At 63.5% G+C, this 12853-nt stretch carries 12 protein-coding genes; 5 read left to right on the plus strand and 7 right to left on the minus strand.

The features are described from left to right. Nucleotides 1–117: 117 nt before the first annotated feature. Nucleotides 118–1581: an AhpA/YtjB family protein gene (locus QOS90_RS03165; protein ID WP_027592514.1), complete on the minus strand. Its 1464-nt coding sequence runs from the start codon at nt 1579–1581 to the stop codon at nt 118–120. A gap of 135 nt (nt 1582–1716) precedes the next feature. On the opposite strand from QOS90_RS03165, the gene serB reads away from it, so the two are divergent. After that, nucleotides 1717–2931, plus strand: a complete 1215-nt coding sequence (serB, locus tag QOS90_RS03170) for a phosphoserine phosphatase SerB (RefSeq protein WP_027592515.1) — start codon at nt 1717–1719, stop codon at nt 2929–2931. Between the two features lie 152 nt (nt 2932–3083). Here the strand turns inward: serB and asd are convergent, their stop codons facing one another. Genes asd through QOS90_RS03185 form a run of 3 tightly spaced genes read right to left on the minus strand, consistent with a single transcriptional unit; the run spans nt 3084 to nt 6346 of the window. Continuing rightward, nucleotides 3084–3947, minus strand: a complete 864-nt coding sequence (gene asd / locus QOS90_RS03175; protein ID WP_027592516.1) for an archaetidylserine decarboxylase — start codon at nt 3945–3947, stop codon at nt 3084–3086. Between the two features lie 9 nt (nt 3948–3956). Beyond that, on the minus strand, nt 3957–4766 hold the full coding sequence (locus QOS90_RS03180) for a rhodanese-like domain-containing protein (RefSeq protein WP_027592517.1): 810 nt from the start codon (nt 4764–4766) through the stop codon (nt 3957–3959). Between the two features lie 44 nt (nt 4767–4810). Continuing rightward, nucleotides 4811–6346, minus strand: coding sequence for an HDOD domain-containing protein (locus QOS90_RS03185; RefSeq protein WP_085272299.1), 1536 nt, complete (start codon nt 6344–6346; stop codon nt 4811–4813). Nucleotides 6347–6477: 131 nt separating this feature from the next. Between QOS90_RS03185 and motA the strand changes: the two genes are divergently transcribed. Together motA and motB are read left to right on the plus strand one after the other, a co-directional pair. Continuing rightward, nucleotides 6478–7329: a flagellar motor stator protein MotA gene (gene motA / locus QOS90_RS03190; protein WP_027592519.1), complete on the plus strand. Its 852-nt coding sequence runs from the start codon at nt 6478–6480 to the stop codon at nt 7327–7329. Nucleotides 7330–7332: 3 nt separating this feature from the next. Beyond that, entirely contained in the window at nt 7333–8361 is a 1029-nt protein-coding gene (motB, locus tag QOS90_RS03195; protein ID WP_027592520.1) for a flagellar motor protein MotB, read from the plus strand. Nucleotides 8362–8587: 226 nt separating this feature from the next. Here motB and QOS90_RS03200 read toward each other — a convergent pair whose 3' ends face one another. Together QOS90_RS03200 and rsgA are read right to left on the minus strand one after the other, a co-directional pair. After that, nucleotides 8588–9067 (minus strand): molecular chaperone Tir, encoded by a 480-nt coding sequence (locus tag QOS90_RS03200; RefSeq protein WP_085272300.1) that lies wholly within the window; start codon nt 9065–9067, stop codon nt 8588–8590. Between the two features lie 122 nt (nt 9068–9189). Beyond that, nucleotides 9190–10221, minus strand: a complete 1032-nt coding sequence (gene rsgA / locus QOS90_RS03205; RefSeq protein WP_027592522.1) for a small ribosomal subunit biogenesis GTPase RsgA — start codon at nt 10219–10221, stop codon at nt 9190–9192. A 148-nt stretch (nt 10222–10369) separates the two neighbouring features. Here rsgA and orn point away from each other — a divergent pair, with 148 nt between their 5' ends. Together orn and QOS90_RS03215 are read left to right on the plus strand one after the other, a co-directional pair. Next, a complete protein-coding gene (gene orn, locus QOS90_RS03210) occupies nt 10370–10912 on the plus strand; it encodes an oligoribonuclease (RefSeq protein ID WP_085272301.1) in 543 nt (180 codons plus the stop codon). 91 nt (nt 10913–11003) lie between these two features. After that, nucleotides 11004–11615 carry a trimeric intracellular cation channel family protein gene (locus QOS90_RS03215; RefSeq protein WP_027592524.1) on the plus strand — a complete coding sequence of 204 codons (612 nt, stop codon included), beginning with the start codon at nt 11004–11006 and terminating at the stop codon, nt 11613–11615. A gap of 124 nt (nt 11616–11739) precedes the next feature. Here QOS90_RS03215 and queG read toward each other — a convergent pair whose 3' ends face one another. Next, nucleotides 11740–12804 (minus strand): tRNA epoxyqueuosine(34) reductase QueG, encoded by a 1065-nt coding sequence (gene queG, locus QOS90_RS03220; RefSeq protein WP_085272302.1) that lies wholly within the window; start codon nt 12802–12804, stop codon nt 11740–11742. Nucleotides 12805–12853 lie beyond the last annotated feature (49 nt).

The raw sequence follows: 12853 nt of genomic DNA on the forward strand, positions 1-12853 counted from the left end.
TCTCTGTTGCTAGGGCCGGCCTCTTCGCAGCACAAGGCTGCTCCTACAACTGGCCTCTTCGCAGCACAAGGCTGGTCCTACAACTGGCCCCTTCGCAGCACAAGGCTGCTCGTACAATCAGGCTCGGCGCTCGTGCATCCGCGCCAGTTGCCGTTCCAGCATCGACGGGTAAGGCTCCATCAGCCGCTCCACGCAGCACGCGCCTTCTGGGCTGGCAATCGGGCGGATCCGCGCGCGCTGACGAATCAGTGCGTCGTCGCTGATCTGACGCTCCACCAGCAACAGGTTGCGGCTGTGCTGCGACAGCGCCAGGGCATCCTGGGCTTTTTCAGCCATCAGCAGGTCGACCAGCTCCAGCCCGTGCAGGTCGTTACCCAGGGCCAGGCCCAGCTGCAGTTGCAGGGTAATGCCGCTGTCCGCGACTTCGATCTGCAAGGCATGGCCCAGTGCGCGCAGCAGCTCGCCACAGCAGATCGCATTGGTCAGGTAGTCCTCGCCACAGTCGCGGCTGTGGAACAGCACCAGAGTACTGCCGTCGTTGAGCGTGTGAGTTTCGCCCTCATACAGTGAGGCGGCATGCTCCAGGCAGTCGCGGTAGCGCTCCAGCAACTCGGTCAGGCGCGTGCGCGGCAGGCGGCGCAATTGCTCTTGCGAGCCGAGCTGCACGGCCAGCACTGCACTGTTTTGCGGCTCGTCAGACTCGAACGGCACCGCCTTCGGGGCGCTGTCCTCGTTGTCGAGCAACCCGGCGAAGGCTTCATCGTCCTCGTCGTCTGCCTGGGCGACAACCTTGGCGCGCGGGGCAGCCTTGGGGGCCGGTGGGGCTTCGTGCAGGTGCTCGAAAGTGTCTTCGTCGTCCTCGTCTTCTGGCTCTGGCTCTGGTGGCGGCGGCGGGGCCAGGCGAGTGTGCAACTGGCGGGCGATGTCACCGATCTCGTCCTGACGGTCGGTGGCCGGGGTGTAGGGGTGCGGGTCGCGCAGCCAGACACGCAGTTGCAGCAGCGGCAGGGTGATATGGCGGGCCTGGCGCAGGCTCAAGCTCAGTGCCAGGGCCAGCAGGATGGCGGCGAGGATGCCCATGCTCTGAAGGCTGATCAACATCGGCTGCTGGAACTGGCCCATGTCCAGGCTGATGCGCAGCTGCCCGGCGGTGACGTCCTGGAAGGTGATCTTGGTCTGGTACAGGCCTTCGGCCTCGCCCAGCAGGCTGTTGCGCGGGCGCTGGCCAGCTTCGGCGAGGATGCGGTTGTCCACGCTGTAGATCGCCGCATGGGCCACCAATGGGTTTTTCACCAGGTTACCCAGCAGCACGTTGAGGCTGAGGATGTCGTTGGACACCAACAGCTCCGTGGCCGACGTGGCCGTCTGCGTGGTCAGGCTCTGGCCGAGCGCATCCGCCTGCTCGTGCATGGCCTGCTTGAACTGCAGGCCCATCACGCAGGCATAGATGACCAGCGCCAGCGCCACCAGGAAAATGTTGGTGAAGGCGATGCGCAGCGCCAGAGGGACGCGACGTTGACTCAGGGCACGATAGATCATCAGGAAGAAGTTGTCTGGCTTGACGGGGGTGGGCCGGTTCACAGAGCTCGGCTCTTAATGGCATAAAAGTGAGGGGCAGTATAGCGACCCCGGTTTTTTCGGCAAAGTATCGTTCGCGCCCGATGGTCACGGAAAATCGGTAGAATGCGCATTTTTCATCGAAGTCGGAGTCCGGTCTTGCGCGAAATCGTCCTGATCAACATCACAGGTGAAGACCGTCCCGGTCTCACCGCGGCCATCACCGGCGTCCTGCTGCAGGGTGGTGTGAACATCCTCGACATCGGCCTGGCGGTCATGCACGGCACCTTGTCGTTCGGCATTCTGGTCGATATCCCGGACAACGAAGTGGCCACCAACCTGCTGCAAAGCGTGCAGGCCAAGGCCCATGAGCTCAATCTGCAGGCACGTTACACGCCGATTTCCGAGGCCGATTACCAGCATTGGGCCGATGGCCACGGTGAGGCGCGTCATATCGTCACCCTGCTCAGCCGCAAGATCACCCCAGAGCAGCTGCAACGGGTCAGCGCGGTCATCAGCCAGTACGGCCTGACCATCGAGCGCATCGAGCGCCTGTCTGCCCGGGTGGGCCTGGATGCCGACACCGAGAAGGGCAAGGCGGCCGTCGAGATTTCCGTGCGCGGCGAGCCGAGCGATGCCCAGGCCTTGCGTGCAGACTTCTTTGCCCTGGCCGAAGCGCTGAGCATCGACATCGCCTTCCAGAAGGACGACCTGTTCCGTCGCAACCGCCGCCTGGCGGTGTTCGACATGGACTCGACGCTGATCGAGGCCGAGGTCATCGACGAACTGGCCAAGGCTGCCGGCGTCGGCGAGCAAGTGGCTGCGATCACCGAGCGGGCCATGCGCGGCGAGCTGGACTTCCGCGCCAGCTTCAAAGAGCGCATGGCGTTGCTCAAGGGCCTGGACGTGGGCGTGCTGGATGAGATCGGTGCCTCGCTGCGCCTGACCGAAGGTGCCGAGAACCTGTTCGCCGAGCTCAAGCGCCTGGGCTACAAGACTGCGATCCTGTCGGGTGGCTTTACGTATTTCGCCCGTCAGGTGCAGGCGCGCCTGGGCATCGATTACGTGTTCGCCAACGAGCTGGAAGTGGTCGACGGCAAGGTGACTGGCGTGGCTGTCGAGCCTATCGTCGATGCGCAGCGCAAGGCTGAGCTGCTGCAGCAGTTGGCCCGCGAAGAGGGCTTGCAACTGGACCAGACCATCGCCGTGGGTGATGGCGCCAATGACCTGCCGATGCTGTCGCTGGCGGGCCTGGGCGTGGCGTTCCGTGCCAAGCCGCTGGTACGTCAATCGGCCAAGCAGGCGATTTCGACCCTGGGGCTGGACGGTGTGCTGTACCTGCTGGGGCTGCGAGACCGCGACGCGCGCGGCTGATTCGAGATTTTGGGGCTGCTTTGCAGCCCTGATCTCTGTAGGAGCAGCCTTGCGCTGCGAAGAGGCCGGTGAAGCGGCGAAGATTTAGTTGTTTTCGCTGGCCTCTTCGCAGCACAAGGCTGCGTCTACAGGGGCATGTGTACCTGCTGGCCTCAGGCTTCGGCAGGCGCTGCCAGTAGCTGCCCCATGCGCACGGCCGAACCGGCGCCCAGGCTTTCTGCCCACTTCACCTGCTCTGGCCCGAACAGCACGATGGCGGTCGAACCCAGTTTGAAGCGGCCCAGTTCGGCGCCTTTTTCCAAGTGGATCGGCGCGCGGCTGCCTTCGTCGTAACGGAAGGTCTTCAGCTCACGCTTGGGCGGGGTTACCAAGCCGGCCCAGACCGTCTCGATCGAGGCGACGATCATCGCACCCACCAGCACCACGGCCATCGGCCCACGCTCGGTGTCGAACAGGCACACCACACGCTCGTTACGGGCAAACAGCTCGGGGACGTTTTCTGCAGTGGTCTGGTTCACCGAGAACAGGCGGCCCGGCACATACACCATCTCGCGCAGGGTGCCGGCCAGCGGCATGTGCACACGGTGGTAGTCCTTCGGCGACAGGTAGATGGTGGCAAACTCACCGCCCATGAACGGCGCAGCCATGGCTGGATCGCCGCCCAGCAGCTCTTGCGCGCTGAAGCTGTGGCCCTTGGCCTGGAAGATGCGGCCGTGTTCGATCGGGCCAAGCTGGCTGACCGCGCCGTCGGCCGGGCACAGGATGGCACCGGGCGTTTCGTCCAGCGGACGGGCGCCGGGCTTCAGGGCACGGGTAAAGAAGGCGTTGAAGTGTTCGTAAGCGCTCAGGTCTTCGACCAGGGCCTCGGACATGTTCACCTGGTAGCGCTTGGCAAACCAGGCGGTGAAGGCATTTTTGAACCAGCGTGCACGGCACTCGGCAATGCAGCCGGCCAGCCGCGACAGCAGGTGGTGCGGCAGCAGGTACTGGCTGATGATGAACAAACGGGATTTCATGCAGGTTCCTTAGACTTCTACAGGCGTGTCCGGGTGGTTGCCCCATTCGCTCCACGAGCCGGCGTAGGCCTTGACGCGTGGGTAGCCGAGGGATTTGGCCACCAGGTAGGTGAAACCGGAGCGGCGGTGGGTCTGGCAGTGGGTGATCACTTCCTTGTCGGGGGTGATGCCCAGCTTTTCGAGGACGTCGGCGATGTCCTGGCGGATGCGCAGGTGGTCATTGAGGTCCATGCCGGCAGTCCACTCGAAGTTGATCGCGCCGGGAATATGACCGCCTTTGGCCGCCAGAACCTTCTCGCCGCTGTATTCCTGCGGGCCGCGGGCGTCCCAGATGACCAGGTCATCGGCGCCCAGGCGGCTTTGCAGGTATTCGCGGGTGGCGGTTGGCTCGCCATGCACGTGCAAGCGTACGGGCGTGTTGGCCGGTGCCGGTACGTCGGTCACCAGCGTGTCGGCCGGCCATGCCTGGATACCACCATTGAGGTAGTGGTAAGCCTTGTGGCCGATCACGTCGAGCAACCAGATGAAGCGCCCGGCCCAGCCGCCGCCTTCATCGTCATACACCACATAGACGGCGTCGTCGCGGTGGCCGAGTTCGCTGAACAGTTTTTCCAGATCGCCCAAGGCCGGCAGCAGGCCGGGTGCAGGAGGCTGGCCCAGCTGGGTGCGCTTGCCTTCGACAAAGCGTGCGCCGGGGATATGGCCGCTGACATAGCGGTTGGCGCTGCTCAGGTCGACCAGGATCAGCTGTGGCGAATCCAGGCGCGGCAGCAGGTCTGCGGCTTCGATCACCAGGGGCAGGCCGGAAAAGTCAGTCATCCACGGTCTCCAGTGTGGAAAGAGGGGAGATTGTAGCGCAAGGCTCAGCCCTTGCGGTTGGCAAACACCGACAGCGCGCGCTCGATGCATTGCGCGGTTTTACCAAAGGCTTGCACGCTGATATCGGCCAATGGCCGGCAGCCCTGGTCGGCCACCATCAGCATCAGCACCTGATCGTTTACTGCCAGCGAGCGCAGCAGCACGTGCTCGCTGCGGAACAGGGCACGCAGCGGGGCGGGCAGCAGGGCCGAGAACTGGCTGTGGTTTTCCGGGGTGATGCGTAACTGTCCGGCCTGGGCCATCAGCTTTTGCAGCAGTTTGTTTTGCGACACCTGCAGGGCCAGGGCTCCGGCCTCTTTGGGCAAGCCGGCGGCCTGTTGCACGCGCAGGTAGTCGCTGGCCTTGTCCAGGCTCAGCAGCAGGATGCGTTGCATGCCGCAGGCCAGCAGGGCTTCGCGGGCCTGGGTGGCCAGGTGCACGGTATTGGTGAACGGGCTGGGCTGGGCCAACAGGTCCTGGCACAGCTTGCGCCAGCGCGCCAGGTCGTCGCTATTGGGCGGTGGTGGGGCCAGCATGTCCGGGTGCGGGCGGCGCTGGTGCCAGGGCCAGATCAGTGCTTCCGCCGGGTGGAACAGGGCATGCCTGGCGTGGCGGCGGGCGCTGGCCGCGGCCTGCTGGTGCACTTGCTGCTGCACGTCTTCCAGCGAGGTTTGCAGGTAGAGCGCAGTCAGCAGCTGCCAACGCAGCAGGTGCGGGTTGTCCCAGCCCACCTGCGCCGCCAGCGCAAGGTTGTTGGCCAGCAGCACGGTGTTAGCCGGCTGGTTGAACCAGCGGCGCAGGCCCGGCTCGGCATCCAGGCGGTGTTGCTGGCTGAGCAGGTCTTCGTCGCGGGCGATGCTCAGCACCTGGGCCAGTTGTTCGCGTTCTTCCAGCAGTAAGCGGTAACCCTGGGTTACCCACTGCGGCAGGCGCCAGTACTCCGCCATGGTCCGGCACAGCGCCATGATGCGCACGCCAAACAGCTCTTCTTCTACCTGGGCGGCGTCCTCGCCCTTGTGGATAACCCGCAGCTCCCAGGTGTCGAGCAGCTTGGGGTAGGCCAGTGCCAGCGGCCACAGGGGTGACAGGAACAGCAGGCTGCCCCAGTGAATTTCCTGCCACAGCCGTGCCAGTCGGCTGGCGAACAGGCCGCTGGCCTGCTGCGAAGCGTGCTGGCTGATCAGCTGGAACTGGCTGAGCACTGGCGGGATTTCTTCGACGGGCACGGAGGGCAGGCGCTTGAGCAACTGCTCGGTGCGGGCCAGGCCCAGCCGGTTAAGGGCGACTTCCAGGCTCTCGGCAGGCTCGGCCTGGCTGGCGTTGGTCGGGTGATTGGCCTCACGCAGCACGGAAAGCACCAATGCCGGGCTGTCCTGCATCAGTTCGGCGATGTCGCGCAGCGAGCGGCGGCTGTCGTTGATGGCAGCGATTACCCGGTCGTGACTGTGCTTCGGCACGGGGATGCGGACACTCTCCAGCAGCTTTACCCAAGCCTCTAACGTACGCGGCGGCTGAGCGGGTACCTTGGTTTCAATTGGCATTTTGACATCAGTCCGAACTGGCTTTTCGCTTTGAGTGGCTATAGTCTGGCGCAGTTCTGCCGATAAGTAGAAGAAGAGTTTTAAAGCTCCCAGTCTCATACCCCGACCACGACAGCAAGTGCTTTGAACCTATGGCTAAAATTATCGGCATCATCGTCGTATTCGCGAGCGTGCTCGGCGGATACGTGCTCTCCCACGGCAAGATTGCGGCGCTGATCCAGCCGTTCGAAGTACTGATCATCGGCGGTGCGGCCTTCGGTGCATTCTTGCAGGCCAACCCTGGCCACATGACCATGCACGTCATCAAGAAGTCGATGAAGATGTTCGGCTCGCGCTTCTCCCATGCCTTCTACCTGGAAGTGCTGGGCTTGGTGTACGAGATCCTCAACAAGAGCCGTCGTGAAGGCATGATGGCCATCGAGAGTGATATCGAGGACGCCGCAGCCAGCCCGATCTTCGCCAAGTACCCCACCGTGCTGGCGGATGAGCGCATGACGGCGTTCGTCTGCGACTACTTGCGCATCATGTCCACCGGCAACATGGCCCCGCACGAGCTCGAAGGCTTGTTCGACATGGAGCTGCTGAGCATGAAGGAAGAGCTTGAACACCCCTCCCATGCGGTGACCGGCATTGCCGACGGCATGCCCGGCTTCGGTATCGTTGCGGCGGTACTGGGTATCGTGGTGACCATGGCCTCGCTCGGCGACGGCGACCAGGCGGCTATCGGCATGCACGTCGGTGCGGCGTTGGTCGGTACGTTCTTCGGTATCTTGGCGGCCTATGGCTTCTTCGGCCCCTTGGCCAAGTGCCTGGAGCACGATGCCAAGGAAGAGCTCAACCTTTATGAGTCGATCAAGGCCTCGCTGGTCGCGTCGGCCTCGGGCATGCCGCCGTCCCTGGCTGTGGAATTCGGGCGCAAGGTGCTCTACCCGAAACACCGCCCAAGTTTTGCCGAGCTGGAACAAGCGGTTCGCGGTCGCTGAGTCATGGAAAACAATCAGCCGATCATCATCAAGCGCGTCAAGCGCTTCGGCGGCGGCCATCATGGCGGCGCCTGGAAAATCGCCTTTGCCGACTTCGCCACGGCGATGATGGCGTTTTTCCTGGTGCTGTGGCTGTTATCCACAGCCACCCCCGAGCAGAAAATCGCCATTGCCGGTTACTTCCAGGACCCGATCGGCTTCTCCGAGAGTGGCACGCCCTACGTGATCGACCTGGGCGGCTCGCCCGAGATGGCGCCGGAAAAGACCATCAACCCTGAGGTGAAGACCGAGCCGACGCAGGAGTCCACGGTTCAGCTGAACAAGGACCAGGTCGAGACCATGGCCGAACAGGTCGAGCGCGAGCGCCTTGAGCTGTTGTTGCAGGAACTGCAGAACAAGGTCGAAGAAAACCCGCAACTGCAGAAGTTCAAGGACCAGATCCTGTTCGAGATCACCCAGGACGGCTTGCGTATCCAGATCATGGATGCCGAGAACCGGCCGATGTTCGACCTCGGCAGTGCGCGTTTGCAGCCGTATTTCGAAGACATCCTGCTGGCCATGGCCGACACCATCAAGGCGGTGCCGAACAAGATCAGCGTCAGCGGCCACACCGATGCCAAGCCGTTCGCCGGCACTGGTGAGTTCGGCAACTGGGAGTTGTCGGCCAACCGTGCCAACGCGGCGCGGCGTGCGTTGGTTGCCGGTGGCTATCCGGATGGGCAAGTGGCCCGGGTGGTGGGTTATGCGTCGTCGTCGTTGTTCGACCGGAAGAACCCGTTCAACCCGGTCAACCGGCGTATCGACATCATCGTGCTGACCAAGAAGGCCCAGCGTGATATCGAAGGTGAGCAGGCCGCGCCCGAAACGCCGCCAGCCCAGCCAGCACCGCCTGCCGGCGCCGCGCCGGGGGCTTCTTCGGCCCCTGCTGTACCGGGTGCTGAGCAAGCGCCGATGCAGCCACGCGAGCTGCGCCAGAAGCTGAACATCTTCGAAGATGGCACGCTGAAGATGGACGAAGCCAAGGAGCAGTAAGTGACTGGGGCCGCTCTGCGGCCCATCGCTGGCAAGCCAGCTCCCACCCGAACTATGTAGCCTCCAAGTCAAGCGCCGCACCTGTGGGCGCTGGCTTGCCAGCGATGAGGCCGGAACAAGCACCGCAAGACAGCTGCTCCCACAGGGGCTGTGTGAAGCTCAGGCCCACACCCAATCTGTGGGAGCCGGCTTGCCGGCGATGGGGCGCGTAGCGGCCCCAATGCATTCAGAACCCCCGGCGGATCTTGGCCTTGAGGTCGGCATGAAAGTAGTCGGCATTATCCCGGTCAGCCCCCAATCCTCGCCCTGGCGGCAATGACATGGCCCGCTCGAACGTGCGCTCATCGTGATACGCACGCACGAACAGGTCGATGTGCGGGCGCTCGCGCATGATCGGCCATCTGCCTAGGCACTCAGGCAGTGTGCCTGGCACTTTGCAATAGAAACTCACCCGGCGGCAGCCCATTGCCGCGGCCCCCAGCAGCCAGGCAGTCCACCATTGTTCACCGACGCTGGCCGGCAACACGCCGACCCAATGGGTGGCATCGCTCATCTGCTGGCAGAAACTGCCATAGAGGTCATCGCGGGTCTGACCATCGCTGTCGTACTGCACCAGCTGGGTGGGGATGCCTTCGAGCAGCAGGCGCTCATTGAGGATGAACGCGTCGAGCCGCTCTTCGTGGCGGTAGCTGATAAGAACCGGCATGGCGGTTGCCCTCCCTGATAGAAGCCATGACCATCAGCGAAAGCAGGAGAAGGGGCAATAGATGACGCTAAAACCGGAGCGGTCTTACGCGCTCCGGTAATATTTCCTACAAATCAGGCGGGTTAGTAGCTGTCTTCCGGCAGGCTGGCGATGATCGAGCGGTAGCTGTTCATGCGTTGCTGTTTGATCCGGCCTTCGTCCAGCGCCTTGAGCAGCGCACAGCCCGGCTCGCGGTCATGCTTGCAGTCGCGGAAGCGGCAGGTGCCGAACAGGTCGCGGAACTCGATGAAGCCCCCTTCCACGTCATCGCGGCTGACATGGCCCAAGCCGAATTCGCGAATACCCGGCGAGTCGATCAAGTCGCCGCCGTTGGGGAAGTGGTACAGGCGCGCGGTGGTGGTGGTGTGCGTGCCTTGGCCCGACCATTCGGACAGGTCACCGACGCGGGTGTCGGCAGCGGGCAGCAGGCTGTTGACCAGCGACGACTTGCCCACACCCGATTGGCCGACGAACACGCTGATGTGCCCGTCCAGCATCTGCTGCAGGCGTTGCATGCCGTCACCCTGGTGGGCCGAAACCTCCAGCAGCGGGTAGCCGAGGTCGCGGTAGACCTCGAGTAGCGCCTGCAACGCCGGGGCGTTCTCGTCGTTGATCAGGTCGGCCTTGTTCAGCAGCAGCAGCGGGCGGATGCCGGCGTGTTCGGCGGCTACCAGATAGCGGTCGATCAGGTTCGGGTGGGGCTCGGGGGCTGGCGCGAAGACGATCACGATCAGGTCGACGTTGGCCGCCACCGGCTTGAGCTGGCCGTGGTTGTTTGGCCGGCACAGCTCGGTGCTGCGTGGCATCTGCGCGACGATAACGCCGATGCCCTGGTTGCCCGCCCGCCAGACCACGCGGTCGCCGGTGACCAGCGCAGGCAGGTTGGCCCGCAGGTGGCAGCGGAAGATCTGCCCAGCTACGTCGCCGTCCTGGGCCTCGACTTCGACCTGCACGCCAAAGTGCGCGATCACCAGGCCCAGTTGCTCTGGCCCAAGGTCGCCGCCTTCCAGCTCTTGCAGCGTGTGCTGCTCGCGTTTGGCGGCGCGAGCGGCGCGCTCGTTCTGGATTTTTTCGATACGCCAGTTTTGGCGACGATTGAGCTGGCGTTTGGCCATGAAGATTCCGTGCTGGGACAGATTGAAAACGGCAGGCAGTTTAGCACGCCGGGCGCTCGACCATTCTGCTTACCTTTGCACCGCGCGCCGCACATGCGCCCGCCGCACTCGCTAGGCTACTATGACGGCCTATACGAGGAGCCCCTGCATGCAAAACCCACAGAACCTGATCTGGATCGACCTGGAAATGACCGGCCTGGATCCGGACAGCGACGTCATCATCGAGATGGCCACGATTGTCACCGACAGCGATCTGAACACCCTGGCCGAAGGCCCGGTGATCGCCATTCACCACAGTGACGAAGTGCTGGCGCGCATGGACGAATGGAATACCCGTACCCACGGCGGCTCGGGCCTGACCCAGCGCGTGCGCGAGAGCAAGGTCAGCATGGCCGAGGCCGAGGCCCAGACCATCGCCTTCCTCGAGCAATGGGTGCCCAAGGGCAAGTCGCCGATCTGCGGCAACAGCATCTGCCAGGACCGCCGGTTCCTGTATCGCCACATGCGCAACCTGGAAAACTACTTCCACTACCGCAACCTCGACGTCTCGACCCTTAAAGAGCTGGCCGCACGCTGGGCGCCGAATGTGCGCGACAGTTTCAAGAAGGGCGGCACCCACCTGGCGCTGGACGATATCCGCGAGTCGATTGCCGAACTGCGCCATTACCGCGAGCACTTCATCAAGGTGTGAAGCGTGAGGGCGCAGATATTGTGTCTGTGCCCTCTTTTGGTGCCCTGGGCAACTGGTTAGACTGCGCGCCTTTCTCGCACGGACTCGCACCATGTTGTTGATGCTCTACCTCATAGCCATCACCGCTGAAGCCATGACCGGCGCGTTGTCTGCCGGCCGCCGCGGCATGGACTGGTTCGGCGTGGTGCTGATTGCCTGTGTCACGGCCCTGGGTGGCGGCTCGGTGCGCGACGTGCTGCTCGGGCATTACCCGCTGACCTGGGTCAAGCACCCTGAGTACCTGGTGCTGACCAGTTGCGCGGCACTGCTGACGATTTTCATCGCCCCCATGATGCGCCGCTTGCGCTCGATGTTCCTGGTGCTAGACGCCCTGGGGTTGGTGGCCTTTACCTTGATCGGTTGCATGACGGCGCTGGAGATGGGGCAGGGCATGCTGGTGGCGTCAATCAGCGGCGTGATCACCGGGGTATTTGGGGGGATCTTGCGCGATATCTTCTGTAACGACATCCCGCTGGTGTTCCGTCGCGAACTGTATGCCAGTGTGTCGTTCGCGGCGGCGTGGTTCTATCTAGGTTGTGTGCACTTCCAGTTGCCAGCGGAGCAGGCCATGTTGCTGACCTTGTTCGGCGGGTTTCTGCTGCGCTTGCTGGCGATACGGTTCCACTGGGAAATGCCCAAGTTCCACTACAACGACCAGCAATAGAGCCGCCTTCAGGTGCGACGCGGTCACTGTGGGAGCGGGTTTACCCGCGAAGCAGGCACCGCGATGTAGGGCACCGGCTCCGCCGGTGTTCGCGGGTGAACCCGCTCCCACAGGGATGGCGTGGCTACTGGATACCGTGCCGTTCCAGCGCCCACTCCACATGCTCGCGCACCAGTGCCGAGGCATCCTCGCGCCGTGCCTTCAGGGCCTCGATCACCGGGATCGTCGAAGGCGCATTGCCCAACCCCACGGCCAGGTTACGCAACCAGCGCTCATAACCCGCGCGCCGCAATGGCCCGCCTTCGGTCTTGCGCAGGAAGGTCTTCTCGTCCCACAAGAACATCTCGGCCAACTCGGCATTTTCCAACCCATGGCGCGGCTGGAAGTCATGCTCCTGCGTGGGCCGGGCAAAGCGGTTCCACGGGCAGACGATCTGGCAGTCGTCGCAACCAAACACCCGGTTGCCCATCATCGAGCGCAACTCGACGGGGATCGCCCCCTTGAGTTCGATGGTCAGGTAGGAAATACAGCGTCGGGCATCCAGCACATAAGGCCCGACGAAGGCTTTGGTCGGGCAGATGTCCAGGCACGCCTCGCAACGCCCGCAGTGCTCGCTGGTGTGCGCGTCGTCCACCGGCAATGGCAGGTCGACGAACAGCTCGGCCAAAAAGAAGTAGCTGCCGGCCTTGCGGTTGAGCAGCAGGGTGTTCTTGCCGATCCAGCCCAACCCGGCTTGCTCGGCAATCGCCTTTTCCAGCACCGGGGCGCTGTCGACGAAGGCCCGGTAGCCGAACGGGCCGATGGCTTCCTGGATGCGATCGGCCAGGTGCTGCACGCGCTTGCGCACCAGCTTGTGGTAGTCGCGGCCAAGGGCGTAACGCGACACGTAGGCCTTTTCCGGCTGGGCCAGGCGTTGCGCCATCTGCGTGTCGCCGGGCAAGTAATCCATGCGCAGCGAGACCACCCTTACCGTGCCGGGGATCAACTGGTCGGGGTGTGCGCGTTTGCCATCGTGAGCGGCCAGGTATTCCATCTCGCCCTGATAGCCGGCTTCTAGCCAGCGCTGCAGGTGCTTTTCGTGCTCGCCAAGGTCCACCCCGGCGATGCCGACATGGGCAAAACCGAGTTCTTGGCCCCAGATCTTGATGGATTGGGCCAGGGCGGCGAGGTCAAGTGTGCAAGCGGACATGGATGGGCAGGCAATACGGGCTCAGGTGCGTATAATTCTGCCAGACATT

Origin of the sequence: Pseudomonas sp. LAIL14HWK12:I10 (assembly GCF_900184205.1) — a bacterium.
Classification (GTDB): domain Bacteria; phylum Pseudomonadota; class Gammaproteobacteria; order Pseudomonadales; family Pseudomonadaceae; genus Aquipseudomonas; species Aquipseudomonas kermanshahensis.